At 63.4% G+C, this 26,182-nt stretch carries 27 protein-coding genes; 5 read left to right on the top strand and 22 right to left on the bottom strand.

The features are described 5' to 3' along the window. Window positions 1–130 precede the first annotated feature (130 nt). Window positions 131–1,303, top strand: coding sequence for a DUF1343 domain-containing protein (locus VGH98_10875; protein ID HEY2376465.1), 1,173 nt, complete (start codon window positions 131–133; stop codon window positions 1,301–1,303). A gap of 32 nt (window positions 1,304–1,335) precedes the next feature. Further along, window positions 1,336–2,559 (top strand): phosphodiester glycosidase family protein, encoded by a 1,224-nt coding sequence (locus VGH98_10870; GenBank protein ID HEY2376464.1) that lies wholly within the window; start codon window positions 1,336–1,338, stop codon window positions 2,557–2,559. A gap of 88 nt (window positions 2,560–2,647) precedes the next feature. On the opposite strand, the gene VGH98_10865 is transcribed toward VGH98_10870, so the two are convergent. Further along, on the bottom strand, window positions 2,648–4,765 hold the full coding sequence (locus VGH98_10865) for a potassium transporter Kup (protein HEY2376463.1): 2,118 nt from the start codon (window positions 4,763–4,765) through the stop codon (window positions 2,648–2,650). A gap of 165 nt (window positions 4,766–4,930) precedes the next feature. Further along, on the bottom strand, window positions 4,931–5,404 hold the full coding sequence (locus tag VGH98_10860) for a PadR family transcriptional regulator (protein HEY2376462.1): 474 nt from the start codon (window positions 5,402–5,404) through the stop codon (window positions 4,931–4,933). A gap of 387 nt (window positions 5,405–5,791) precedes the next feature. On the opposite strand from VGH98_10860, the gene VGH98_10855 reads away from it, so the two are divergent. Both VGH98_10855 and VGH98_10850 read left to right on the top strand, forming a co-directional pair. After that, window positions 5,792–5,992, top strand: coding sequence for a CsbD family protein (locus VGH98_10855; GenBank protein ID HEY2376461.1), 201 nt, complete (start codon window positions 5,792–5,794; stop codon window positions 5,990–5,992). 167 nt (window positions 5,993–6,159) lie between these two features. Further along, window positions 6,160–6,438, top strand: coding sequence for a hypothetical protein (locus VGH98_10850; GenBank protein ID HEY2376460.1), 279 nt, complete (start codon window positions 6,160–6,162; stop codon window positions 6,436–6,438). Between the two features lie 229 nt (window positions 6,439–6,667). Here VGH98_10850 and VGH98_10845 read toward each other — a convergent pair whose 3' ends face one another. The 12 genes from VGH98_10845 to VGH98_10790 all read right to left on the bottom strand — a co-directional run bounded on the left by VGH98_10845 (window position 6,668) and on the right by VGH98_10790 (window position 19,476). Further along, window positions 6,668–7,621, bottom strand: coding sequence for a GGDEF domain-containing protein (locus VGH98_10845; protein HEY2376459.1), 954 nt, complete (start codon window positions 7,619–7,621; stop codon window positions 6,668–6,670). Beyond that, window positions 7,618–9,312 carry an HD domain-containing phosphohydrolase gene (locus tag VGH98_10840; protein ID HEY2376458.1) on the bottom strand — a complete coding sequence of 565 codons (1,695 nt, stop codon included), beginning with the start codon at window positions 9,310–9,312 and terminating at the stop codon, window positions 7,618–7,620. Before VGH98_10840 ends, VGH98_10845 begins: the two co-directional genes overlap by 4 nt. Further along, window positions 9,312–9,944, bottom strand: coding sequence for a hypothetical protein (locus VGH98_10835; GenBank protein ID HEY2376457.1), 633 nt, complete (start codon window positions 9,942–9,944; stop codon window positions 9,312–9,314). Before VGH98_10835 ends, VGH98_10840 begins: the two co-directional genes overlap by 1 nt. Window positions 9,945–10,100: 156 nt before the next feature. Beyond that, window positions 10,101–11,750: an HD domain-containing phosphohydrolase gene (locus VGH98_10830; GenBank protein ID HEY2376456.1), complete on the bottom strand. Its 1,650-nt coding sequence runs from the start codon at window positions 11,748–11,750 to the stop codon at window positions 10,101–10,103. Window positions 11,751–11,836: 86 nt separating this feature from the next. Beyond that, on the bottom strand, window positions 11,837–12,502 hold the full coding sequence (locus VGH98_10825; GenBank protein HEY2376455.1) for a hypothetical protein: 666 nt from the start codon (window positions 12,500–12,502) through the stop codon (window positions 11,837–11,839). A 374-nt stretch (window positions 12,503–12,876) separates the two neighbouring features. Continuing rightward, window positions 12,877–14,097 (bottom strand): ABC transporter permease, encoded by a 1,221-nt coding sequence (locus VGH98_10820; GenBank protein HEY2376454.1) that lies wholly within the window; start codon window positions 14,095–14,097, stop codon window positions 12,877–12,879. Window positions 14,098–14,114: 17 nt separating this feature from the next. Beyond that, the gene (locus VGH98_10815) at window positions 14,115–15,920 is read right to left on the bottom strand and encodes an efflux RND transporter periplasmic adaptor subunit (GenBank protein ID HEY2376453.1); all 1,806 of its coding nucleotides are present in this window, start codon (window positions 15,918–15,920) and stop codon (window positions 14,115–14,117) included. A 111-nt stretch (window positions 15,921–16,031) separates the two neighbouring features. Further along, on the bottom strand, window positions 16,032–17,420 hold the full coding sequence (locus VGH98_10810; GenBank protein HEY2376452.1) for a TolC family protein: 1,389 nt from the start codon (window positions 17,418–17,420) through the stop codon (window positions 16,032–16,034). Next, a complete protein-coding gene (locus tag VGH98_10805; GenBank protein ID HEY2376451.1) occupies window positions 17,417–17,845 on the bottom strand; it encodes a hypothetical protein in 429 nt (142 codons plus the stop codon). Before VGH98_10805 ends, VGH98_10810 begins: the two co-directional genes overlap by 4 nt. Continuing rightward, window positions 17,845–18,234 carry a hypothetical protein gene (locus VGH98_10800; protein HEY2376450.1) on the bottom strand — a complete coding sequence of 130 codons (390 nt, stop codon included), beginning with the start codon at window positions 18,232–18,234 and terminating at the stop codon, window positions 17,845–17,847. The genes VGH98_10805 and VGH98_10800 overlap by 1 nt, the downstream gene beginning before the upstream one ends. Further along, window positions 18,231–18,797 carry a sigma-70 family RNA polymerase sigma factor gene (locus VGH98_10795; GenBank protein ID HEY2376449.1) on the bottom strand — a complete coding sequence of 189 codons (567 nt, stop codon included), beginning with the start codon at window positions 18,795–18,797 and terminating at the stop codon, window positions 18,231–18,233. The genes VGH98_10800 and VGH98_10795 overlap by 4 nt, the downstream gene beginning before the upstream one ends. A gap of 115 nt (window positions 18,798–18,912) precedes the next feature. Then, entirely contained in the window at window positions 18,913–19,476 is a 564-nt protein-coding gene (locus VGH98_10790; GenBank protein HEY2376448.1) for an HD domain-containing protein, read from the bottom strand. Between VGH98_10790 and VGH98_10785 the strand changes: the two genes are divergently transcribed. Then, on the top strand, window positions 19,466–20,428 hold the full coding sequence (locus VGH98_10785) for an AAA family ATPase (protein ID HEY2376447.1): 963 nt from the start codon (window positions 19,466–19,468) through the stop codon (window positions 20,426–20,428). The genes VGH98_10790 and VGH98_10785 overlap by 11 nt on opposite strands. Before the next feature lie 138 nt (window positions 20,429–20,566). Here VGH98_10785 and VGH98_10780 read toward each other — a convergent pair whose 3' ends face one another. From VGH98_10780 to VGH98_10745, 8 genes are all read right to left on the bottom strand, one after another. Continuing rightward, window positions 20,567–20,755: a hypothetical protein gene (locus tag VGH98_10780; GenBank protein ID HEY2376446.1), complete on the bottom strand. Its 189-nt coding sequence runs from the start codon at window positions 20,753–20,755 to the stop codon at window positions 20,567–20,569. Window positions 20,756–20,781: 26 nt separating this feature from the next. Further along, window positions 20,782–21,240 carry a peptidylprolyl isomerase gene (locus VGH98_10775; GenBank protein ID HEY2376445.1) on the bottom strand — a complete coding sequence of 153 codons (459 nt, stop codon included), beginning with the start codon at window positions 21,238–21,240 and terminating at the stop codon, window positions 20,782–20,784. A 109-nt stretch (window positions 21,241–21,349) separates the two neighbouring features. Then, window positions 21,350–21,826: a hypothetical protein gene (locus tag VGH98_10770; protein ID HEY2376444.1), complete on the bottom strand. Its 477-nt coding sequence runs from the start codon at window positions 21,824–21,826 to the stop codon at window positions 21,350–21,352. A 59-nt stretch (window positions 21,827–21,885) separates the two neighbouring features. Beyond that, the gene (nth, locus tag VGH98_10765; protein ID HEY2376443.1) at window positions 21,886–22,707 is read right to left on the bottom strand and encodes an endonuclease III; all 822 of its coding nucleotides are present in this window, start codon (window positions 22,705–22,707) and stop codon (window positions 21,886–21,888) included. Between the two features lie 10 nt (window positions 22,708–22,717). Continuing rightward, window positions 22,718–24,448: a PHP domain-containing protein gene (locus tag VGH98_10760; protein ID HEY2376442.1), complete on the bottom strand. Its 1,731-nt coding sequence runs from the start codon at window positions 24,446–24,448 to the stop codon at window positions 22,718–22,720. Between the two features lie 10 nt (window positions 24,449–24,458). Further along, complete coding sequence (locus VGH98_10755) at window positions 24,459–24,809, bottom strand: hypothetical protein (GenBank protein HEY2376441.1); 351 nt, start codon at window positions 24,807–24,809, stop codon at window positions 24,459–24,461. 152 nt (window positions 24,810–24,961) lie between these two features. Further along, window positions 24,962–25,861, bottom strand: a complete 900-nt coding sequence (locus VGH98_10750) for an alpha/beta hydrolase (protein ID HEY2376440.1) — start codon at window positions 25,859–25,861, stop codon at window positions 24,962–24,964. A 122-nt stretch (window positions 25,862–25,983) separates the two neighbouring features. Next, on the bottom strand, window positions 25,984–26,182 hold a 199-nt coding region (locus VGH98_10745; GenBank protein HEY2376439.1), incomplete at its 5' end, for a hypothetical protein.

Below are 26,182 nucleotides of genomic sequence, written 5' to 3'. Positions count from 1 at the left end.
CTGTCATCATCAAGAGCGACAGCGACGAAGGATCTGCTCTGACGGCGCGAGAAGCAGATCCTTCTCCTTTTTTCGGATGAGAAAACGCTGTCTCTTGATGCTCGTAGCCGCCACGTCGTGCACGCACCGCATGCAACGGGATCCTACGGAGCAGGCGACCGGCGTTGCGCCAGGCGTCGAGGTTCTGCTTACCGACTCGCTGCAACTCATTCGCGGTAAGCGCGTCGGACTCATCACCAACCAAAGTGGACGCGACCGCCGCGGCACGAGCACGATTGACCTGCTTTACCATGCGCCCGGAGTTCGTCTAACGGCGCTTTTCGGACCCGAGCACGGATTGCGCGGCGTGGCCAAAGCGGGAGAATCCGTCTCGTCAGCGACCGATACCGCTACCGGTGTTCCGATCTACTCGCTGTACGGCGAGACGAATGCGCCGACGGCGGACATGATGCGCGATGTCGACGTCCTCGTCTACGACATCCAAGACGTTGGCGCGCGCGTCTATACCTACGAATGGACGATGGCGTTGTCGGCGCAAGCAGCAGGCAAGCTCGGTAAGAAGTTCATTGTGCTCGATCGTCCCGACCCGATCCGCGGCGATCGCGTCGATGGCAACGTTCTGGATTCGCGCTTTCGTTCCTTTGTGGGTCAGTACCCCGTTGCTCTACGATACGGTCTCACCGCAGGTGAGTTGCTGCGGTATCTCGTGGGCACCGGTCAGGTCACCGCGGACATTGCCGTTGTACCCATGCGCGGCTGGCGTCGCTCGATGTGGTGGGACGAGACGAAGATTCCCTGGGTGAACCCGTCGCCCAATCTCCGCTCGCTCGACGCGACGTTGCTCTATCCGGGAACCGTATTCTTCGAGGGAACGAACGCGACCGAGGGACGAGGCACGGACAAGCCGTTTCAGTTGATTGGCGCGGACTGGCTCACCGACGCCGGCGCGATTGCGCGCGAGATGAACGCGCTCGCGCTCCCAGGCGTTCACTTCGACTCGACCTCGCGCACCATCGAACAGGGTGGTGGCTACAAGTTCGGCGGTAAGTCGATCCCGATGATCGACATTTCCCTCACGGACCGAAATGCGGTGCGGCCGGTGGACGTTGGCGTGCGCCTTCTCCGCGCGCTTTACGAGCGACACCGTGCTGAGTGGCAATGGCGGCCGTCGATCGATCGCTTGGCCGGCACCGACGAGTTGCGTCACGCGGTCGAAAGCGGCACAATCGATGTCCTGCTCGCAAAATGGGCTCGTGAGGCGGCCGAGTGGCAGAACCAAACGCGCCCGTATTGGATTTACTGAGCTCTCGAGAACTGCCCACCGAGGATTTCGACATGCTCAATCAAAAGCGGTGGAGCCGTCTCATCGCGGTTTGCACGCTCGTCGGGTGCGGCTCGCCGGCTCCGATTCGCCAGACGACTGGAGCGCCTTACGATTCCGCCACCACCGAGCCGCTAGCCTCCGGGGTCGTGCACCGGCGTCTGGTTGCCAATCAGGGCCCCTTCACGATCAACGTAGTCCAGGTGGACACACGTCGCCGGGACCTCGTGATCGCGGCGATGCACGCCTTCGACTCGCTGCGCGGACGAGAGCTCACAAGCAACATGGTGAGTCGCCGCGTCGACGCGGGAATGCCCGTCATCGCCGCGGTGAACGCTGATTTTTTCGATCTCAAGACCGGCGAGAACGAGAACAACCAGGTTGTCGACGGCGTCGTGCTCAAAGGTGTGTCGATCACCGACTCGCCATTCGATTCGCTTCACACCGTTCATTCGCAGTTCGGCATGACCTGTGACGGTCATCCCGTCATCGATCGCTTCGTGTTTTCCGGCGCCGTGCTCACGCCGCCGCCGGCGCGCGCGATCCTGCCGCTCGACGCCATCAACTTTCGGCCACGCGCGGACGCAACCATTCTCTACACCGCCGCTTATGGTGTGACCCCCGCCGACGTGTCGGGAGGCCTAACCGTTGAGGTTCCGTTGCGCGTCGTTGGTCAGAGCGGCGACACCATCCTTCTGCAAGGAGCAGGCGCGCCGCGAACGGGGGGCGGTTCGACGATTCATACGGGCGAGGCGATTCTTGCGGGCAGCGGCGCGAGTGCCGAAGTGATTCGCCGACTTGCTGGCTCGCTCGGAGCGTCCTCGCAACTTCGCGTGGTCGCTGGATTCAATCCGCATCGCGGGCATCTCTGCACGCTCGTCGGCGGTTGGCCGCGGCTGGTCGTCGACGGAAGGAGCATCGCCGATAGCGTCGATCGTCTGGAGGGGACTTTTCCGCGCTTCTCGGCGACCCGACACCCGCGAACCGGTGTCGGCTTTTCACGTGATAGCTCAACGCTCTACCTCATTACCGTCGACGGTCGCAGCGAATCCAGCTCGGGAATGACACTCGCCGAATTCGCGTCGCTGATGCAGACGTTAGGTGTGGCGCAAGGTCTCAACCTCGACGGCGGCGGATCGACGACGCTCGTCATCCGCGGCCGGGTCGTCAATCATCCCTCGGATTCCACCGGCGAGCGAAAGGTGGGTAACGCGCTGCTGCTGATGAGACGTCGGTGACGGTTGGTGGTTCGTTGCTGGTGGTTGGTTGCTGGTGGTTGATTGATCGTTCTACCAACCACCAATCACCCACCGCGACCCGCCAGCTTCAAAACTCCACCTGCGCTCCGAGCTCGACCACGCGGTTCGGCGGAATGCCGAAGAATTCCGTCGCCGATCGTGCGTTTCGCGTCATCACCACGAACAGACGCTTCCGCCAGCGGGCGAGTTGCATCGGCCGTGGTGCGCCTTCACTCGGCTCCGGAGCGCGACGCACGCCGGGCTTGGGTGACGGCTCACTCCCCTGACGCTTCTTGTCCGCGATGATGATTCGCTCACGACCAAGGTAGAACGTCGTATCGAGCGCCCGCGCTCGCAGCCCCTGGGCCTTCGCGATCGTCAACACCTCCGGCACGTCGGGCGTCTCCATGAATCCATAACGAGCGGTTACTCGATAAAACCCTTGCTCGAGGCGCTCGACGCCCACGCGCTCCTCCTCGTCCACCTCGGGAACCTCCTCCGTGAGGATGGACATCAGCACGACCTGCTCGTGCAGGACCTTGTTGTGCTTGAGGTGGTGCAGCAAGACGACCGGCACTCCCTCCGCGGACGAGGTCATGAAGACTGCCGTTCCCGGCACGCGCGGCGGCTTGCGTCGCTCGACGTCATCCAGAAAAAGGCTGAGCGGCAAAGAGCCGGCATGCAGCACGTCGTTGAGCAGGATGCGCCCCTTCTTCCAGGTGCTCATCAGCGTGAACACGCCGACGGCAATCGCGACCGGCACCCAGCCACCGTGCTCGAATTTGATCGCGTTCGCGAAGAAGAGGGAAACGTCGACGAACAGGAATGCGGCGGTGAGCGTTCCGATGTGCGCGAGAGACCAGTTCCACCGCGACCTCGCCACAACGTAGAACAGGATCGACGTGATCGCCATCGTGCCGGTGACGGCGATGCCGTAGGCAGCGCCGAGTGCGGTCGAATTGCGGAACGCAACAACGAGCAGCAGGCAGCCCACCATCAATGCGTTATTGATCTCGGGGATGTAGATCTGTCCCACTTGCGAGTGCGACGTGTGGACGATCGTCACGCGCGGCGAATAGCCCAACTGCACGCTCTGCTGCGTGAGCGAGAACGCTCCTGAGATCAATGCCTGCGACGCGATCACCGCGGCGATCGTCGCAATGATGACCAGCGGCCACAAAAGCGATGTTGGGGCGAGAAGGAAGAAAGGATTCGCTGCCGTCGACGGATCGCGCAAAACGAGGGCACCCTGACCGAAGTAATTCAGGAGAAGTGCAGGGAATACGAGTCCGAACCAGGCCAATCGAATCGGCCGCTTGCCGAAATGGCCCATGTCGGCGTACAGCGCTTCTGCTCCCGTCACCGCGAGCACAACCGCACCGAGGACGAGAAATCCGGTCTTACCATTTGCCGCGAAAAATTGCAGGCCATACCACGGATTCAGTGCGAAAAGCACTCGCGGCTCACGGGCAATTTCCGCTGCACCGAGCGCGGCGATCGTGACGAACCAGATTGCCATGATGGGTCCGAAAGTGCCACCGATGCGTGCCGTTCCAAAGCGTTGGAACACGAACAGTCCCAACAAAATGACCAGCGCGACGACTACGATGACAGATTCGGCAAGGTGCGGATGCACGACCTGAACGCCCTCGACGGCGCCCAGTACCGAAATAGCGGGTGTGATGATCCCATCACCGTAGAGCAACGAGGCACCGAACAGGCCTAACGAGACCAGGAACCAACGTCGCCGGCGATCGGCGACGCGTCGCTCTTGTTGCAGCAGCAGCGCAAGCAAGGCGAGGATCCCGCCTTCGCCCCCGTTGTCGGCTCGCATGATGAAGACGATGTACTTGATGCTCACCACGATGATGAGCAGCCACACGATCAACGAGAGGACGCCGTAGACGTTCAGCTGCGACGCTTCGAGACCGTACTCCGGGTCGAAGCATTGGCGTAGCGCGTAGAGCGGACTCGTACCGATGTCCCCGTAGACGATGCCGAGCGCGATGAGCGACAGACCGGCGAGCCGGCGGCCGCTCGGACGCTCCTCGCGTACCTGGCGGTGCGGCCGAACCGCGGCGAAAAGGCCGCTCGCACCGGTCGGCGGTTCTTTGGTCGAGGCGGGAACTGAAGCCTCGGCCGCCTTAGCCGGCGAAGGCTCCGGGGCGGCATTAGCGCCGCCCTTTCGAAGGGGCTCTGCAGTCATCGAGTTTGGCGGGATCGGTCCCGCCGGAGTCTCGTCACGCCCTAAGCTGAAGCTGGAGGAAATCCTCAACCAGAGTGCGACGCAAAAATGGGTCACGCAGCAAGTGCCGTGACCCAAGACCCCAATCTAGCTGCGCGCTCAGACCGGTAAAGCGGCCGAAGCTGTCTAGTGTCCCTGGCCCCCTTCGGTCTTGCCTGTCGTACCTTCTTCCTGCGTGAGCCTCTCGACCTCGGCGGCGGCCTTTTTCAGGATTTCGCTGATCCTGGCGAGCCGCTCCTTATCGTTCGGTGAACGAGAGGCGACGTAGAAAGTGGCCCGGCCTAGGCTGGCCATCGAACGCTTGAGCTCCGCCATCGGGGCGTCGAAAAAGCCTTCGACGAATTTCGCGATGCGTTCGAAGATGTCATCGACCGTGGCGCTATGCTCGTCGAGGTGTTTACGCCCCTCGTCGGTGATCTCATAGATCTTTCGCCCACCTTCTTCGGGCATCGCGCGAGCGAAGCCCAGGTCCTCCAGCATGGTCAGTGTCGGATAGACCGTTCCGGGGCTCGGCGCATAGGCGCCGCTGAATCGATCTCCCAGCTCCTTGATGATCTCATAGCCGTGACGCGGCTTTTCGGCGAGGAGCCGAAGGATCACGTACTTGAGGTCGCCCTGCTCGAAGACGCGGCCCGCTCTCGCCCGCCAGCCCCGGCCTCGCGGACCCCCTGGTCCCCAGAAATCACTCATGAAGCCCTCGAATCCCCAACGTCCACGGAAGCCACCCTGGCCCGAGGGACCGCACTTGGCGAAGTCTTTCAGATCGAAAAATGCGCCGCGCATGTGTTCTCCTTACGATATGCCGTAGATATGTCTTCACTCCCAATTACGATATATCGTGAGATATATCGACGCAATGGGAAGAGACGAGGCGCATGTGTTTGAAGGGGGCACGTGCCTTGCCTTTTTGCCCGGCTCGTGAGCCGCAGAAGGGTCGCTTCTGTGGTGGAAGCGCGGGCGGCTCGACTCATCGGGAGAGCTCATCCAATGTCCGACGATCCTACCAAAGACGGAGTGAAGAATCAGGGCGAAGGGATGGTCGATCAGGTCAAGGGACGCGTTCGCAACACCGTCGGCGGAATGACTGGCGACACGAGCGAGCAGATCAAGGGCAAGGGGCAGGAACTGAAAGGCAAGGTGCAGCGGAAGATTGGCGAAAAGCAGGTGGATCTTGATCGCGAGGACTGACGCTCGGCCGTGGTTGCCAGGTGTTAGGCTTTAGGTCCTAGCAAAATGGAAAACCCCGTGAGGTCGCCGCCTCGCGGGGTTTCGCTGTTCTAGCACCTAGCACCTCGGTACGTCGACAAGAGTCTTGCGGCAAATCATGGAGCCAGAGATGGCGAAACGGCACAGCCATGGTCGTGTCGAGGGAAGCCGCGTTCATGTCGGGTGAAGCCGCGCTCATGTCGTCTGAAGCCACCTTCGTGTCGTCTGAAGCCACCTTCGTGTTGGCTGAAGCCACGTTCGTGTCGTCCGAAGCCACGTTCGTGTTGGGGGAAGCCCCGTTCGTGTGGCACATTGCCGCGTTGCACTCGCCTGGAGCACGCTTCGCCTTCGGTTTTGCGCGCTTCGCCTCGGGAAGTACTGCCTTCGCCCTCGGGTTTTTCGCGTACGCCTCACGATTTGGCACGTGATGCTGCCCATCTGGCAACGGAGCGCGAGCTTTTGCCGCGTTCGCCTTCCGAGTTGGAACGTTCGCCTTCCGAGTTGGAACTTTCGCCTATTTTGCCGGCGGCGCGGCGCAGCCCAGCGGCCGCGTAGCGTTCGCGAAGCTCCGCGACGACATCTGACCAGAGCGAGCGATCGACCTCGGTGAACACGTCGGGTCCTGCGTCAACACCTAACACCTAACATCCAGCAACTTCATCTCGTCGCCGCCACCGCAAGCGGTCCGGGCGGCCTCAGTCCTCGGCCATCGATCAACTTCTTCCGTAGCCGCTTGGCGGTGTACATCGTCGTGTCGGCGCGAGTGAGCAGGTCCTCGGGCGTCATCTGTCCACGCTCGTCGGGTTGAGCGAGGCCGACGCTCACCGATAACGGGAGATCCTTTCTCGTGGCCAGTGCGACGAAGGGCTCGCGCCAGCGTGCCGTCCAGGAGTCGGGTGCCGCGTCGGCAGGCGCTGTCGCAAGGACGGCAAACTCGTCGCCGCCGACGCGCGCGACGATGTCGGTCGAGCGGAAGGCCTGGCGGAGTACGACGGCGACCTCCATCAGCGCGCGATCGCCCGCCCAGTGACCGTACGTGTCGTTGATGATCTTGAGCTCGTCGACGTCGAAGAAGATTTGCCAGATCGTCTTCGGCTCCGCGACCTTGAGCAGCGTGGCGGCGCGCGTGACATATCCGCGTCGGTTGTAGAGGCCCGTGAGCTCGTCCGTGAAGGCGGCCGCGCGCAGCGAAGACGTTAGGCGATGCCGCTCCGCGGCGACGAGCAGAATACGAAGCAGTCCCGGCGTGTCGAGCTGGGCAGCGGTCACACAGTCTTCGGCGCCGAGGCGAATCGCGCTCAGAAAGAGCGCTTCCTCGAACCAGGGGACGACGACGACGATCGCGGCCTCGGGTACGGCGCGGCGCGCAGCCATCATCGAGATGCCGAGTTCGACGGCCGCGCCTAACGCGATGACGACGACGTCGGGCGTGCTCGACGCACTGCGTGAGGCGCCTGTCTCCTCGCTGCGCGACTCGTCTGGCGGCGCGGCTGGAACCAGCTCCACCGCCCTCACGTCGCGCAACAGCACGCGCAGCTCCTCGGCCACGCCATCGGAGCCGTGGTCGATGAGGCCAACGCGTAAACGTGCAGAGGAGTCGAAAGCGATCATGCGGCGAAGGGTGGCACGATGGTGTCCGGGCCGTGACCCGGTTGTTCGCTCACAGGCACCGGTGGAAAGGCAATGGGAGCGAGAGCGGGGAGCGACTCCAGGAGGCGCGCAAAGAGATCGAGGGCATCCGGATCGAATACGCGCCCGCGATCCGCGCGCATCGCCTCGAGAGCTTCGTTAGGCGTATAGGCGGCGCGATAGGGCCGGTGCGTCGTCAAGGCATCATACACGTCCGCGACGCACAGGATCCGCGCGCTCATCGGAATGGCATCGCAGCTCAAGCCATCCGGGTATCCTGCCCCATCCCATCGTTCGTGGTGATGACGAATCATGGGCAGGACATCCCATGGAAACTCGATGTCCTTGAGGAGGTCCGCGCCGGCCGACGCGTGCCGCTCGATGATTGCGCGCTCGGCGGCGGTGAGGGGCGCGGCTTTGTTCAGGATGTCCGAGGGGACGACGATCTTGCCGACGTCGTGGAGCATTGCGCCGATTCGCATCCAGAAGAGCGTCTGCTCGTCGAAGCCCATTGCCTTGCCCATGGCGCAGGTGTAGTCGGCGACGCGCTCACAGTGGCCGAGCGTGTAGCGGTCCTTCGATTCGATCGATTGGCTCCACTGCCTAACGACATCCAGGAAGCGGCGCTCGAGGCGATCGATACGCCGTCGCACATCGGCGATGTCGCGTTGCACACGGAGCTTCGCGAAGAGGCGGTGTGATGCGTTGAGCGATTGCAGCGCGTCGCGGTTGCGGCGGAGCGTCGTGAAGAGCTCCGCCTGTTCGCGCGCGCTTTCCGCGGCGAGCAGGAGATCCTCGCGGCGAAGCGCGCTCTCATAGGCGACGCGGAGATACTCTTCGGCCTCCTCGGTTCGCCCGAGCTCGCGGGCGATGACGCCGCAGTGCTTGTAGACTTCGCTGAGGACGCGGATGTCGTTGAGCGGTCGCGCTTCCTGGAGGACGCGCTCGCACACGACCTGCGCGTCGACGTAATCGCCGCGCGCGATGCGCATCGCCGCGCGATTCACCTCGACCATGAGAGCCGTGCTCGCGTCGCCGCAGACGTCGCACAACGCGAGCGCTTCCTGGTAGGTACTTTCGGCATCGTCCCAACGCGCGAGATCGGCGTAGGCGAGGCCGATATCGTTCAGCAAATTGGCAACGTAGGTGTCGAGCCCGAGCGCACGATAACCGGCGAGGCTCGTCCGATAGTGGCGCAGCGCGCGCGGCACGTCGCCGCGCATGCTCGCGATCACTCCGAGATTCTGCTCGACCATGGCGACGAGTCGGGCGTCGCCGGCGATCTGCGCCATGCGGCCAGACTCCTGATACAGCGCTTCGGCTTCGTCGAGCTGGCCGCGTTGCCAGAGGCTGATGGCAATGATGTTCTTCGCGTTCGCGATCGCCGCCGAATCGCCCCGCAGCTCGGCGACGACGAGCGCGGCGTTCACGCAATCGAGTCCAGCTTCGACGTCGCCGTCATCGAGGTACAACCGTCCGATGCGGCGGAGGATGATCGAGGCCTCTTCCGCCTCCGCGTCCGAGCGCAGCAGATACAACGCACTTTCGTAGCGTCGGCGCGCGAGCTCGCGCTGGCCCGCACGCTCGGCGCGAAGGGCCTCGTCGAGCAGCGTGCCCACTGCGGTTGCGTGTCGGCCACGGCCGAGGCGTCGAGTGGCGCTCGTCGGCCGCATCAGCGCGCGTCCGAGAGGCTGTCGCTCGCCGCGGAGGCGACGGTGTACCCCGAGAAGTGCCGGATCTCGAGCGTCGCGCTGCGCGCTCCGATGTCGACCTGGACGGGCAGGATCTCGATGACGCGCGCGTCGCCGGAGACGGGATCGGTCGCCAGGGAGTCGGTGGCGAAATAGCCGCCAAAGAACTGGGGAACGAAGAGCGGCTGCTCGAGGCGAAGCCCGCGCAGCGATTGCGTGAGCGCGATGGGGAGAGCGAACTGCAGCCCGTGCGGTTCGAAGCGGTACGCGAGCGCCGCCCCTTTGAGTGCGGTGACTGTGATGTGCGTCGTCGTCGACACCGCACCGGCGGGCACGAGAATCGTTAGGCCCGTGGATGGATGGCGGACGAGCGTACCGCTCGGGCCGACATCGAAGCTGAACGTATCGTCGTTGGCGAGCCCGCTCTGACGGCGGACGGGATGCACGCGCGCGCCGGCGGGGTCGCTGACGACGCCCAACGGCGGAGCGCCCTCGAGTCGGGGCGACACGACGGACGCCCCCTCGCCACCGCAAGCGACGACAATCGCGGCGGCGACGAGGACGGTGGCACGTATGGCGGTCGGGCGCTTCGACATCATCAGGCTCTCCGTCATTGTGTGAGCGGCTTCCGTCGATCGAGCAACGGCATTCACTCGCTAGGCATCAGCGCGAGTACATCTGGAGATAACCGTCCGTACCGAACACGGGCCGTGATTCGCATCACGGGTTTTTGGAGGTAACAAAACTCTAAAAAAGCGTGTCTGCTTCGGTTACGCCGCGGCCTGTTTGATCTCGGACATCGTGCCCGCGGCAGCAGCCACAAAGCCCTGAAAACCAGGGACAAGACGCTCGAAAATCGGGAACAGCGTCGGATCGAATGCCTTGCCCGAATCCTCACGCATCATGCGCAGCGCCTCCTGCGGCGAGAACGCTGGGCGATACGGGCGGTCCGAGGTGAGCGCGTCGAACACGTCGGCGAGCGCAAGCACGCGCGCGTGCAACGGGATCTCCTCGCCCGTTAGGCGATCGGGGTAGCCGCGACCATCCCATCGCTCGTGGTGGCTGCGGACCATTGGCAAAACGTCCCACGGGAACTCGACGTCTTTGAGCAGCTCGACACCGGCCACGGGGTGACTTTCCATGAGTGCGCGTTCCTCCGGGGTGAATTTCCCCGGCTTGTTCAACACTTCGATCGGCACATTGATCTTGCCGACGTCGTGGAGCAGCGCACCGATCCGGAACCAGAAGAGCGTGCTCCGATCGGGGTCGAGCGCGAGCAGAATGGCGCACGCGTAATCGGCAACGCGCTCGCAGTGACCGAGCGTGTATGGATCCTTGGATTCGATCGAGCGCGCCCACGCACTGACGATATCGTAGAAGCGCTGCTCGAGGTTGCGCATCCGGCGCGCGACATCGGCAAGATCGCGTTGCGCGCGCAGCTCCGTGAAGAGCCGGTGTGACGTGTTGAGTGCCTGCAGCGTTTCGCGCTCTCGACGCATTACGGAATAGAGCTCGGCTTGCTCGCGCGCGACTTCGGCGGCGAGGAGGAGATCCTCACGAGACGTTGCGGCGGTGAATGCGAGTCGCAGGAATCTCTCCGCGTCGTCCAGTTTCGCTGACTCACGAGAGATGACGCCGAGATGCTTCTGCACTTCAGCGACGGCGCGCGCGTCGTTCAGACCCTGGGCACGTCGAAGCACGCGCTCGCAGACCAGTCGGGCCTCGACGAAGAGGCCGCGAGCAATCTGCGCTTCGGCGCGGTTTCCCTCGACCATGAGCGCGGTGCTCACGTCGCCGCAGGCGGCGCAGATCGCCAATGCTTCCTGATAGATCTTCTCGGCTTCGTCCCAGCGCTCCAAGTCCGCGTAAGCCATTCCCATGTTCGCCAGCAGCTTTCCGATGAACTCGTCGAGGCCGAGCTCCCGGTAGCCGGCGAGGCTCGCCTCGTAATGCCGCAAGGCGCGCGACAAGTCGCCCTGCGTGTTCGCGATGATACCGAGATTCTGATCGACCATCGCCGCGAGCTTCGTGTCCTTGCCAATGCGCGCCGCACGGTACGCAGCAGCGTACAGCTGCTCGGCTTCGCGGAGCATTCCACGTTGCCAGTGGCCGATCGCCATGACGTTATTAGCGTACGCGACGAGCGACTGATCACCAACTGCTTCGGCGGTTGCGAGTGCGACCGTTAGGCAGTCGACACCAGCGGCGAAGTCACCATCATCGAAATAGAGCCGGCCGACTCGCCGCAGGATGACGGACGCCTCGGAGGCGCGCTCCGGACCCTGAAGCAGATACAGTGCGCTCTCGTAGCGACGTCTCGCGAGCTCGCGATGCCCGGCGGCCTCGGCGTGCTCTGCTTCGGCCATGAGTCCGGCGACCAGCGCGTTGCCGGGCAACACTTCGGCCGCCGGAGACGACATCGTCTCGGCGGCCGAAGTTCTAGTCGGGGTGGACGGTTGAGCTTTCATGGGGCTGAATCGCGCCGAATGCAATTCGTCGCGCCAGCTCAGAAGCCGCCAAAGCCGCTATTGTCGCACGATGCGACGACGTACCCAGAGAAGTGTTTGATCTGGAAGGTGACGTACCCCGGCACGCTCACGCTCGGCTCGAGCTCGTTGACGGTCGCCTGACCGGTCTTCGAGTCATAGGTGAGCGTCGGCGCCGCGTAATATGCGCCGCGCAGCGACGTGCTTTTGCCGCCGCCCAGCAGGCCGCCGAGCAATCCACCGAGAAGCGAACTGTTCGAGACGTCTTGCGTGAGGATGACGGGTTTCGCGAACTGTAAACCTTCCGGCTCGAAATGATAATCGTAGACCTTACCAGCCCGCGCCGTGACGGTGATGTGCACATTCTGGCTCAGCGCGCCGGGTGGAATAGTGATCGAGAGGCCCGCGTTGCGATTCCCGGACAGTGCACCAGCAGGGCCGGCATCGAATGACCAGACGACATCCTGCGCCAGCGGCGACGGCCGCACGACGAGCGTGACGACGATGTTGAGCAGCTTGCCGACGGTCCCGACGAGGCCGCCGATGAGACCACCCAGCAGGCTATTCGAAGGCTGCGTCGCAACCGTCGGGGACTCGGGTCCGGTCATGGCGCGATCGGCGCATCCCGCGACGACTGCGCTCGCGAGGAGCGCGGCACCCAGCATTCCAAGAAGACGTTTCCGCATCGAAAGATCTCCAATTATGTCCCGGCGGACGCCGAGCGTCCCGCGCGAGCGCGAAGGTCAACCATCGTCAATCAGCGTTTACACAACGGCCACTCACGAGTTGAGCAGCGTGTCGCGTGACAAAGGAGATAGCAATCCGCGTCAGCACACGCCAGTAACTTTTCTCACACACGACATGCGATGTACGGGCGTGCTGTCACGAAAGACGACAGATCGGCACAATTGACCGACGGTGTCGGACGCGCCGGCTCATAACGATGCCTAACGGCGTCGCTGGTGGTTGGTCGCTGGTGGCTGGCAAAAAGGAATGCCGGCGAGCTGCGCTCGCCGGCATCTCAAACGTTCACCGAGTACCAATCACCAACGACCAGCCACTATTCGTATCGCAGCGCGATGATCGGATCGAGCGCGGCGGCGCGGCGGGCCGGCCACACGCCGAACAACACGCCGACGAGCGCGGAGAACGCAAACGCAAGACCGACCGCCGCTGGCGATACCTCGGTGTTCCAACCGGCGGTCCGGCTCATCACCGTGGCACCGGACGCGCCGAGGAGAATGCCGACCACGCCGCCCATGCAGCAGAGCACCACCGCTTCAATGAGAAACTGCAGCAGGATGTTGCGGCGCGTTGCGCCAAGCGCTTTGCGCACGCCGATCTCGCGCGTGCGCTCGGTGACCGACACCAGCATGATGTTCATGATGCCGATGCCTCCGACAAGGAGGCTCACCGCCGCAATGCCCGAGAGCAAGAAGGTGAAGACTTGTGTCGTCTCGCCCAGGGTGTTCAAAAAGTCAGCCTGGCTGCGAATCTGGAAATCGTCGGGTCGGCCCTGCCGGAGGCGATGCTCGCGTCGGAGGACGCGCTGAATGTCCGCCATTGCCTCGGGAATCTTGTCCTCCGACTCGGCGAGAACGCTGATCGAACGCAGCCGGTCGCTCCCGATCACGCGAAAGCGCGCAGTGTTGATCGGGATGAGAATTTGATCATCGGGATTGCCGAAGGGCGTCCCTTGACCCTTGGACTCGAGGATGCCCACGACCGTGAATTGAATGCCGCGAATGCGAATGCTCTCGCCCAACAGCGCGTCGGGCGTATCGAGGCCCATGTTGGTCGCGACCGTCGGTCCGATGACGGCGACGCGCTGCCGGGCTTCGTCTTCGGCTGAGGTGAACATCCGACCCGAGTGCAGTGCGTACTTGCGCACCTCGAGATAATTGGCAGACGTCCCGACCACCGACGTGTTTGCGTTCTTGTTGCCCCACTGCACCTGAAGACTGCGGTTCATCTCGGGCTGGACGGCGAGCAACGCCGACGCGCGCTCGTCGAGCGCTTTGGCGTCGTCCATGATCAGCTTGGCCTGCGCATCGGCGATTGCCACGCCGAAGCCCCGCTGCTGGCCAGGATTGATGGTGAGCAATGTGGTTCCGAGCGCGGCGATGCGGTCTTTCACTGCCGCCTGCGCACCCGTGCCGAGTGCGATCATCGCGATCACGGCCGCGACGCCGATGACGATGCCGAGCATCGTCAAAACGGATCGCAGCTTGTTCGCCCGAAGCGCACTGAGCGCAACGGCAATCGTTTCACCGAAAAGCATGGGCTCGATCTCTCGCGCTACCGGGCGCCGCCACGAGGGCCACCACCGCCAGCGCCTCGGGGACCGCCTGCGCCAGGTCCAGCGTTAGGCGTGAGCCCCGGGACACCCATTCCCTGACGCAGACGGTCGTTCTGCTGCTGACGCTGTGCCTGCAACGCGAGGGAGGCGAGCAGCGCAACGCGCTCGCCGTCCTTGAGACCGCTCACCACTTCGGTGTAGTCGAAGTTCGCCGCGCCGAGCATAACGACGCGCGGGTGATACGTCTTATGCGCGGTGTCGACGACGAAGACCAGGCCCGGATGGGTGCGGCGTCCGATGCCGCCCGTCTCGGGCGTTGAAAGCTGCAGATTGCCGCCGTTGCCGCCCTGCGCCTGCTGGCCTCCATTCCGGTTACCGCCGCCGCGCTGTGCGTAGCCGCTGCCCGTCTGGGCGCCGGCACCCACGCCGCCACCGTTAGCCTGCATTTCCTTGCGACGACAGGCGCCCGCGACACGCATGTCAACGCCGGCAGTCTTGTACAACTTTTCACTCTCGTCGCGCATCGCGGCGAAGTCGAGCTCACCGGAGCGCGCCTTTGCCCGGAGGTCGTCGAGCTTCTTTTGCAGGTCGGGCTTCTTGGCGAGCGCGACCTTCACATCCGCGCACTGCTTGTCCGTGACCTCGATCTGCTGATGTCCTTGACCAGAGCCCTGTTGCGGCTGCTGGACCGCCTCGCCCTGCGGACTGAGAGACACTTCGCCTTGCGACGACGCGACGCGCGTACGTCCGGACGCCGAGGCACCAATCTGGCCCGCGTCGGCGCGCGAGCGGCCGAAGCCGTTCTGCATCTGCGACCTCACCTCGGCGTTGACGCTGTCGGCATTGAGGCCAAGCATCTGACCGGTGGCAGCCGCCTCACGCACGTTTTTGAGCGCGTCGTTAGGTACCGCGAGCACGTCGTTGACCTGGTCGACGAGCACCGACACCTCGCCATTCATGCCGGGCTTGAGCAGGCTCTCACTATTATCGAGGGTGACGAGCACCGGGAACATGGTCACGTTCTGCTGAACCGTCGCGTTGGGCTCGATCTTCTCGACGACGCCCTGAAAGCGGCGGTCGGGAAATGCGTCGATCCCCACGGCGGCCGTTTGACCCGGCCGCACCTGGCCAATATCGGTCTCGTTGAAGAGCGCGCGCACGCGCACTTTGCCGAGATCCGCCATGGTCAGCAACGTGGTGCCACCGGTCGCCGAACTCGTTGCGGAGGTGATGACCTGGCCGAGCGATACCGTCTTCGTGAGGATCGTACCGGCGGTGGTCGCGTTCACCGTCGCGTCCTCGAGACGCTGCTTCGCGAGGTCGAGATTGGCGGCCGAGCGAATGAGCCCCGCTTTCGCGTTCTCGTACACCAGCGACGCATTCTCGTATTCCTGTGACGTGATGACGCGCGCCTTGAACAACTCGTCGCTGCGCTTTTTCTGCGCCTCCGACACCTGGAGCTGCGCCTGCGCCGCCTTGAGGTCTGCCTCCGCCTGGTTGTACTGGTTCTGGACGTCCCGCGTGTCGATCTGGACGAGCAGATCGCCAGGCTTCACGAGCGTGCCAGTCTCCACGGGCATCTTCGTGATCAAGCCGGAGGCCTTGGACTTCACCTCGACGACGGTGATCGGCTCCACCGAGCCCGTGGCTTCGGCGTCGATCACGATCGTGCGGTGCGACACAAGGGCCGTCTGCACGAACGGCGCTTTGTCCTTATTTCCCGTACACGCGGCGGTGCCGACAACAGCAAGCGCCAGCGCGAGATATCGCTTCACGAGTGGGTTCTCCAGGAGGGGAAGGTGCATCCTGGAGTATACGCGCGTCCCGGGCGATCTGCTGTAGCAAGCGCCTCGGTGTTAGGTGCTAGATGCCAGGTGCTAGTGTTGGGCTAGCGCCTGGCACCTAACACCCGGTGCCTACTGCAGATCGCGCCCGATGACGGCTTCGATTTGCGCTCGCGCCAGCCGGTACGACTGACGCGCTTGGATCAGCGCCGCGCGCTGCTGGTCGAGCGTCGTCTGTGACGTCAGCAGATCGAGGAGCGTCGAGGCGCCAAGCGCGTAACGCTGTTGCTGCACGCGCAAGTCTTCCTCCGCCGACCGGATGGATGCTTGCTGAATGTCGATCTGCTCCTGGGCGGCGCGCAGGGATGCGAGTTGCTGCACGATGTTCTGCTGTGCGGCGAGCCGCGCATCGCGCAGCGTGGCGTCCGCGTCATCCTTTGCGACCTGTGCCTGCGCGAGTGCCAGCTCACGCTGATAGTTGTTGAACAACGGCAAGGATGCGCTCAGCTGAAACGTGTTCGTATACGGATACTGTCTATTGAGAAGCGTGTCGCCACTGGCACCGGCGCCATAAGGCGCAAAACCGCTTCCGCCTCTCGTAAAGGTCAGGTCGACCGTCGGGAGATAAGTCGTCCGCGCCGAGCGCACCGCTGCCTGCGCGGCAACCATCTGCGCACTCGCCTGCGCAACTGCAGGGCCGCGTAGCGCGAGCTGCACCAGCTCGGCGCTGTCAATCGGTGACAGCGACCGATCCAGCGAATCGATTGCCTCCGCCGTGACGAGATACGGCGCGGCGACAAGCCGGGTAAGTGCTGCGCTGGCGGTGCGCAGATTGTTCTGCGCCGTGATCAGCGCAAGGCGTGCATTTCCGACCTCGATCACCGTGCGGAGTGAGTCGGAGAGAGTGGCGGCGCCGGCGCTGACGCGAGCCGCGGCCGCATTCATGTCCGCCTGCGCCTGATCAAGCTGTGCGCCGGCGGCGGACTCCATCTCACGCGCGGCGAGAATCGCGTAGTACTGCGTCTTCACCTGCAGCGCGACGTTGAATTGTTGCGCTACGTCGTTTGCCTCGGCGGAAGTGACGTCTGCCTTTGATTGGGAGATCTGATAGAACCGCTGCCCACCGTCGAATAGACGCAGTGAGGATCGAACTCCAGTCGAGTACGACCAGGGGTGCTTGGGATTGTAGGGAACGATGTTTCCGCTCTGACCCAGGCGGTCACCTGTCTGATTCGACTGTCCCGCGGTAATGGAGACAGCGGGGATCAGTGCCGAATACGCAGCACGGACCGAGGCATTCGCGCTCCGGATCTGGCCGCGCGCCTGAACGGCGATTGGTGCGTTGCGTTGGGCAAGCTCTATGGCGTGCTGCAGACCGATCGGATGGAACGCCGTGTCGCTATCGATCGACACGCGGCGAACCGTATCACGCATCGAGGCGAGGGCAACGGGGGTCCCCTGTGCGAAGATCCCCCGCGCGAGGCAGGGGATCGCGAGGAGACTGATGAGTGTTTTCTTCATTTTCCCTTCTGTTCCAATGTGCGGTGCGTCTCGCTTCGACGCACACTGTCGTCACGTTCTCGGGTGTGGCGCGTGAGGTCGCGCCGCGCAGAATCTTCGCGGACGCGAGTCTCGAACTTCTCGCGCTGCTCAGGCGTGAAGATGCGATAGAACTGCGTGCGCGTATTCGCGCGCACGCTATCGATCTGTGGTCGTACCGGCTTCAAGAGCGAGTCGACGCGGCGGTTCTTCTCGTCGATCACAGAGTCCATCGCCTCGCGCTGCGCGGGCGTCAGGCTCAAATCGTCGTACATCGCCGTCCGCGCCGCCCACGAATGATCCTTGCTGGTGTTCCGCATCACGCGCTCGGCGGAGAATCCAACGACGCCGCCGACGAGCACCGCGCCGAGTAGGAACATGAGCGCCTGCTGCTTAGACCGCTGCATTATGGTCTCCCTTTGCTTCTGTCGTTGCTGCCAACCACGTCGCGAAGCGACGCTTCCCGATCTCCCTCGAGCGTCGGCCGGATCACCGTCTCGACCGGCACCGGGCTCGGCGTGAGAATGTGCTCATACGCGCTCTGCATCTCCGCCTGCCGGGCGCGAAACATCGCCACGCCAGCGGCGAGAACCAGGACCGCGGCTGCCACCAATGCCGGTCTCGCCCACCGATCGAGCTCCGCCCACCAGCCGAGGTCGACCTGGATAATCCGGCCCATGATATGGGCCTCGAGCTCGTTCCAGTACGGCTCACCGGCGGGCGCGGCGTAGATCGCGCGGAGCTCGCGCGTCACGTCCTCATCGCCGCCGTCGTTATGCATTGTGAGCTTTGTCATATGTCACTCCGTACGTCCTTCAACAGCCGCCGCAACGCCGCCCGTGCATGGTGCAGATCCGATCGCGCCGTTCCCTCGGGAATGCCGAGCATCGAACCGATCTCACCATGAGTAAATCCTTCTACATCGTGCAGGACGATCACCGAACGCTGTCGATCCGTCAGCCGGGTGAGCGCCTCCGTCAGTCGACGCCTCAACTCGTCCGCTTCGCCCGGGTCCCGGAAGGGAGCGGGCGACGATTCCGACAGCTCGTCCGCATCGCGCACCTTGCGTCGCCGCACGAGATCGAGCGACGCGTTGGCCATGATGCGATAGAGCCAGGCCCCGAAGGGCTGATCGGGAAGAAAACGATCCAACGCGCGAAATGCGTGGAGGAAGCCCTCTTGCACCGCGTCTTCCGCGTCCTCGTGGGTGAGCACGATCGCTCGGCAGACGGCGTAGGCGCGCCGCTGATGCAGCCGCACCAGCGCGGCGAAGGCCTCGCTACTTCCTTGCTGGGCCGACACCACCAGTGCCCGTTCGTCCGAGCTCCTTCGCGGATCGCCGTCAGATGATGACGGCATCGCGAAGCTTGATTGGACTGCGGTTGCTGCGGTCATCCTTGCTCTGTGAACTCCTGCCAATGTCCACTCGTTGTACGGCGAGTGGGTGCCCGGCGTTGAAAACGGCGGTTTGCACTCAGACACCGCGGCCATCGAGCCCGAGTTCGGCCGCTCGCGCACGCATCGCGTCAATCACGAATTGGATGTGCGCGTCGAGGTCGACGCCGAGCTCCTGAGCGCCCAACAACACATCGTCGCGGTTCACGCCGCGAGCGAACGCCTTGTCTTTCATTTTCTTTCGAACGGAACGGGCGTCGACCTCGTGAAGGCTCTTCGACGGGCGCACGAGCGCCGTGGCGGTGACCAGCCCAGTGAGCTCGTCGACGGCGAAGAGGGCTTTCGCCATCGCCGTTTCGCGAGCGGCGCCGCAGTAGGTCGCGTGGCCGAGTATGGCCTGCAAGATGTCATCAGGCCAACCGCGCTCGCGCAACATGCGAACGCCATGTGCCGGATGTTCCTCGGTCGCCGAATGGGCAGCGTTAGGATAACGCTCGTAATCGAAATCGTGGATCAATCCGGCGAGACCCCATCGCTCGGGATCCTCACCAAATTTGTCGGCGTAGGCGCGCATGGCGGCCTCGACGGCCAGCATGTGCTTCCGCAGCGACTCGCTGGCCGTGTACTCGTGCATGAGCGCCATCGCTTCGGCGCGGGTGGGCAAAGGCATTGGCTTTGAGCGTGTAGCGACGATCGTGGCGCGTGAGCGGGGAATAGAACACTATGCGGCATCGGCCGCCAATCACTTCCAGCAGCTACACACCACTGTCAACGACGATCCCTTGCCTCACCTCCGTTCGGTAGCCAAGTCCGCACCGTCGGACGAGAGTTCCCAGCGATTCCCGTTCAGCGTGCCGGTGGTGCGCGAGCTGGAAAAGCTGTCGGTGGACGCGCCGGTGACGTTCTTTGTCGGGGAAAATGGCTCGGGGAAGTCGACCATTCTCGAGGGGATTGCTGCCGCAGCGGGATTGCCAGCGGTTGGGAGCGCCGTCGTGAAGGACGATGAGACCCTGAGCGCCCAACGCGCCCTGGGCCGTTCGCTGAAGCTCGTGTGGCGCCAGCGTACGCGTCGCGGATTCTTCCTTCGCGCCGAGGATTTCTTCGGGTTCACGAAATCCTTGGCCAAGATGCGAGCGGACTTCCTGACCCGGCTTGCCGATATTGATGTCGAATATGCGGACCGGTCGGCCTATGCGAAGGGCTTCGCCCAGTTGCCGGTCAAACGATCACTCGCCGAAATGGAGGAACGCTACGGCGTCGATCTCGACGCAAACTCACATGGTCAGAGTTTTCTCAAGTTGTTCGTGTCGCGGTTCGTGCCGGGCGGTCTCTATCTCCTCGACGAGCCGGAAGCACCGCTCTCGCCACAGAGCCAACTCGCGCTGATCGCGATGATCGGCGACATGATCGGGCAGGACGCGCAGTTCATCATCGCCACGCACTCGCCGATCCTCCTCGCGTTTCCGAACGCCCTGATCTACAGCTGCGATCGCGTGCCGATCGAGTCGGTGCGATTCGAGGAGCTCGATCACGTGGTGCTCACTCGCGACTTTCTGAACGATCCCGCGAGGTTCTTGAGACACCTGCGAGGGTGACTGGTCGGTGCTGGTGGCTGGTAGCTGGTGATTCGCTACTCGTCAGAGCGAACGGTCAACCACCAACCACCAACCACCAACCACCAACCACCAACCACCAACCACCAACCACCAACCACCAACCACCAACCACCAACATCACCTACTCTCGGCGGCCGCGGGCTTCTCGGATTCGTAGTGACGGTTGGTGAGCTTAACGATCGTGACGACCAGTAGAACGAGCACAACGACGCCGATGATGAGACCGGCGAACGCGGCGATCATGTCGGAGCCGCGCGCGGCGTGCGTAGGGTGCTGGTCGTGTGCGACGGAATGTGTGTCAGCCATGGCGAGAGGATGGTCGTGAGCGTTCGTTAGGCGACGCGCACGCTATTGATGACGTCGTTCTGCTTGATCTTCTTGACTACGTCGAGTCCCTCGACGACTTTGCCGAAGACGGTGTGTTTACCGTTCAGGTGACGGCAATTGGCGTCGTTGAGGACGATGAAGAACTGGCTGCCACCAGTATCCTTGCCGGCGTGCGCCATCGACAGAGCGCCGGCCTCGTGCGTGCGAGGATTCCCAGCCGTTTCGCATTTGATCTGGTAGCCTGGGCCGCCTCGACCGATTTGGGGATCGCCCGGAGGCAGATCGCGCGAGTTCGGATCTCCGCCCTGGATGACAAAATCGGGAACGACGCGATGGAACTTGACGCCATCGTAGAAGCCGCTGTTGGCGAGCTTCTCGAAGTTCTCGACGGTCTTGGGGGCGTCCTTTTCGTATAGATCGGCGACCATCGAGCCGCGATTGGTATCGAATGTGGCGCGTTTCACGTGGGTCCGGTGGTTGGTCCGTTATAGAGTGCAACCACCTAACCTAATCATGAATCGCTCCAATTCGAGCACTCGCGGAATCCTGATCTCTGTTCCTGCCGAGAGTCGATTAGCGGGTGCTGCTCGTTCGAGCCGGCAACGACGACATGAAGTGGTACACGCGTGGGACCCTGCAGCCTGCCAGGAGCGCCGGCGTGAACGTCCACCTCGGCATCACGCTGCGGACGTTCTGGGTGAACCACTTGCTGGAGACTTTCACAACTTTGAACGTCTTCATGTCCGGATGGCCGAGGGTGTCGACGACGACGTCGATCTTGATCTCGGCGCTGCCATCCTTGCGGAGGGCAGACTCGGGGACATCCCTGAACGGCACCGGCTTCATCGAGACGACGGCGGGAATCCGCTCGACCTCGAGATCCGGTTGCAGTGCAGCGCGGCGACGTGCTTCGACGCAATCGCCAGGGGTGAGGGGGCCGGCGATGCGCGCGCCGACTTGCGGTTCCGGCGTCAAGGACGGCGAAGAGTGTGCGCAGGCGGCGAGTAGAGTTACGATCGAGAAGGTGGCGAGTCGGCGAGTCGTCATCATCGAGGTAAGAGTCGGTGCAAGAGCTCGCGCGAAAAACGGCGCGACTCGGACGTCGCCAACTATACTCTCGACGATGGGCAAAGGTCACTGAGCACGCACTGATCGCATTTCGGCGCGCGGGCGATACAGATCTGCCGCCCGTGCTCGATGAGCAGATGAGCGAGCAGCGTCCACTGATCGCGGGGGAAGAGCCGCATCAGGTCCTGCTCGATCTTCACTGGCTCGGTGTGCTTCGTGAGCGCGAGTCGCTGGCTCAATCGCGTCACGTGTGTGTCGACGACGATTCCTTCATTGCGGTCGAACGCATTCCCGAGAATGACGTTCGCCGTTTTGCGACCAACGCCAGGCAAGTCGACGAGTTGCCCCATCTCGGATGGCACTGCGCCAGCGTGCTGCTGGGCGATCGCCGTGGCCATGCCGATCAAGCTCTTCGATTTGCTGCGGAAGAAGCCGGTGCTCTTGATCATCTCCTCGAGCTCTTCCGGCTTCGCCGCGGCAAGTTCGGCGGGGCCTGCATAACGACGGAAGAGCGCCGGCGTTACGATGTTCACGCGCTTGTCGGTGCACTGCGCGCTGAGGATCGTCGCGACGAGCAGCTGATATGGAGACTCGAAATTCAGCGCACAATGCGCATCGGGATAGGCTCGATGCAGACGATCATAGATCTGTGGTGCGCGCACGGCCGCCGGAGCGCGCCGCGAGGCTGGGATGCGTCCACGTCGTCTCGCTGTCGGGCCGCTGGCGGAGGCGCCACGCGGGACTTTCGGACTCGACTTGCCGCGCAACGGCTTCGCCGTCTTCGATGTCGGCATGCGCTTCTTCATCGCCGCGGGCCGCGATTGCGAGAGTGGTTGTCGCGGTGGATTTCGCTTGTTGCGCATGGCACGAAAGCTAACGCCGCCGACTCCGTGCGAAGGTGATCACGCCATCGGCGTCACGAGTGTTGAGCAGGTCGCTCGCCTCGAGCCATCCTTTCCGCGCCATGCCCACGCCAATGACCACGTTATCGAGCGCATTCACGGAGTGCGCGTCGGGGCCGAGGGCTACCGTCGCCCCGCGCCGCTTGGCCTCGATCAGATGCCGCCAGTCCAGATCGAGTCGATGTGGGTCCGCGTTCAACTCGACGGCCACGCCAACAGCGGCGGCTTTCTCGATCACGGCATCAACGTCGATGGCGTACGCGTCTCGAGAGAGCAGGAGACGGCCAGTCGGATGCGCGAGCACCGTGAGAAAGGGATCGTCGAGCGCGCGCAGCACACGCTCCGTCATCGCTGGACCATTCATGCCAAAGCGAGAGTGAATGGATCCGATCACGAAATCGAATTGCGCAAGCAGCTCGGCGTCGTAATCGAGCCGGCCATCGGCGAGGATATCGGCCTCGATTCCCTTGAGTACACGGAAATCCGTCGCGCCGGAGTTCAACTCGTCAATCGCCTCGAGCTGACCAAGGACTTTCTCTCGCGATAATCCCGACGCGTAGAATGCCGCGGCGGAGTGGTCGGATACTCCGAGATAGCTCCAGCCACGCAATTGCGCGCCGCGAGCCATCTCGGCGATCGAGTTCTTGCCATCGGAGTAGTGCGTATGGCAGTGGAGCACACCGCGAATGTCACTCGTCACCAGCAAACGCGGCAGTTCATGTCGTGCCGCGGCATCGACCTCACCTTCCGCCTCGCGAAGCTCGGGCTCAACGTAGTCGAGGCCAGCGGCGCGGTAGAGCGCCTCCTCGTTAGGGATCTCGATCGGACGCGTGGCCTCGAGCAGCTCGTCGCCGATAAGGGATAGACCGCGAAAGGCGAGGCGCGCCCTAACGAGCTCGATGTGCTCGTCGCTGCCGGTCGCCTGCCAGAGAGCAATCGCAAAGCGCGCCGGCGACATGCAGCGGAGCGTGAGCCTGACGCCGTCGACGAAGTGAATGTTGACGCTGTCGGTGTTCTCGCCGGTGGCCTCTCGCACACTGCTGATACGAGTGAAAGATGTCGCGACGTGTTCGGGTACCGCACCCGTGCGACACTGCGCGACGATCGAAACTCCGCTCACGACCTCACGATGGCGGCGGATCGCGCCCGCGATGACCGCCTCCTCGATGTCCGGGTGCTCGCGCACGAGCGTCACGAGATGCTCGGCCCCGATGCGCGCCCGGTGATAGAGCTCGAGGGTTCCGGCTTCGCGCGAGAACGCAATGCCCTTGAGAATTCGCTCGGCGCTCTTCGGGCCAAAGCCGCGGACCCTGGCGAGTCGACCGTCTCGAGCAGCCTCCTCGAGCTGACCGACGTCTGAGATCTGGAGCTCCTCATAGATCTTATGAATCTTCTGCGCAGAAAGGCCGGGAATGCGCAGCATGTCGAGCAAGCCTTCGGGTGTCGACTCGCGCAGCTGATCGAGGTAGCGCGAGGAGCCGATCTCGACGAGATCGCGAACGACGGCAAGGGTGGCTGGGCCGAGTCCGCGTACGCGGCCGATTTCGCCAGAGGCAAGGAGCGGAGCGATGTCGTCTACGCCAAGGGCCAGAATGCCATTCGCCGCCGTCTCGTATGCACGTGCCTTGTACTGATTTTCGCCACGCAGCTCGAGGTAAGCGGCGATTTGGGTGAGGATGTGCGCGGCAGTGCGGCTGTCCATTCGCGCGCCCTCAGCTTTCCACCCCCGCATAGCTCTTCAGCCGATCAATCAGCTCGTGCAGTTGCTTCTCGGTGAGATCGATTTCCTGCGCTGCGCCATCCATGTCGAGCAGGCCGGCGCGCATGGAGATGGCGACCTGGTTCAGGTAACGGATCTTCGAGAGCACTTCTTCAGTCACCTTGCGCAAGCCGACGAAGCGTCGCTTCTCAGCAAGGGCGCGCCGATAGCGCAGGACGAGCTCGGCGGGTGAAAGTCGCTTCGCCAGATTCATGACTTCATCGCGATCCCGGCCGGCTAGAGCGCCGCGATCAGGAATACCGGTGTCGTCCCACGCGTCGTCTGCGAACCAGAGCCGTCCCACGTATTCGATACCGTCGAAGGCAATGCGACAGGAAACGCTGTACCGACGACCCTGGTAATCGATCGTGGTCACGTGCGGCTGGACGGTATCGTCGTGGAGCGGCATTACCTAAAGCTTATCGACGAGTGGCGGGGAGCAGGCAGAGGTTGGAGTCAGCTCTTCGACACGAGGAAATCTTCGATCGCGCGGAAAAGTCCGTCGGGCTGTTCGACGTACGGTACGTGACCGCACTCGTCGAGGACGACCAATCTAGCGTGAAGGGCACTTGCGCATTCCTGCGACGATGCGAGAGGGATGGGGTCCTGCCGGCCATGCACAATGAGTGTCGGCACACTGATCGCGCGGAATGCAGGGTCGGCCGGAAGATCATAGTTGCCGAGGCTCTCCCAAACGGATTGTTGAATTCGTCCGGTGACTCGAAAGGGCGTCAAATCCCGAGCCTTTCGAGGATCGGCAAAATAGCCGGCAACGCTTAGCTCGAAGCTTCGCTGTCGGTAGGCATCGAGGTCCCGTTCTCGGAGCGCGGAGCTCGCGAGCTCGTCGCGCAGTGCCTGAATCTCCGGACCCGACTGACGGCGAGCAAACTCGCGCTCGAATTGATCACGGAAGCGCCGCGCGACTGGTGCAGGATCGACGAGAATCAGGCGAGATGGTTTGATGCGGATTCGCCCCGCCGCCGCCTCTCGCGCAAAGAGCAGCGCAAGCAGGCCACCCCATGAGTAGCCGACGACCGTGAGCGGCCGAACCTCCAGCTCGTCGACGACGCGCTCCAGATCTTTCACCTGCGTCTGCCAGGTTACATCCCCGTCACGGGACTCGGAGCGCGACCGTCCACCGCCACGCTGATCGTAGAAGAGTAGTTCGCGCGATTCCACTCCACCGGGCGAGGCGAGCCGCAGCATCTGCGGAAGGAGATAATCGTGGTGCGCGCCTGGGCCACCATGCAAAACGAGGAGTCGCTCACCGCCTTCGGCTCCGTAGGCGCACCAGTAGAGCGGTACGTCCGTCGTCGTCGTAAAGCCGATCGTGCGCGGTGGAGGAATCGGCGGCATGGCCGCGAAACCTAGCGTAGAGCGTTCGCGGAGCGTGGCGTGAAAAAGGAAACACCCCGTGACTTGGTCACGGGGCGTTCCTCCGCGTCGCGCTCAGCGCTCTGCGCAGTCCAGGCTACGCATCAGGGCACGTAGCAGGCGGGCTCACCATCGCCAGCCGTGGTGATGATCGGGCTCGTGGTGTTCACGCCGATACCGCAGGTCGAACCAGAAAGCTGACTGTGCGTAACCGTCGCCGACCAGTAGCCCGGCCCGGGGGTCACGCCTGGGACGCCGACACCAGACGAGTTCTTGAACCCGTTACGCGCAACGAGCGTCGTC

Source organism: Gemmatimonadaceae bacterium (assembly GCA_036496605.1).
Taxonomy (GTDB): domain Bacteria; phylum Gemmatimonadota; class Gemmatimonadetes; order Gemmatimonadales; family Gemmatimonadaceae; genus AG2.
The sequence above is the reverse complement of the archived record's forward strand: the minus strand, read 5'-3'. Positions and strand labels throughout refer to the sequence as shown.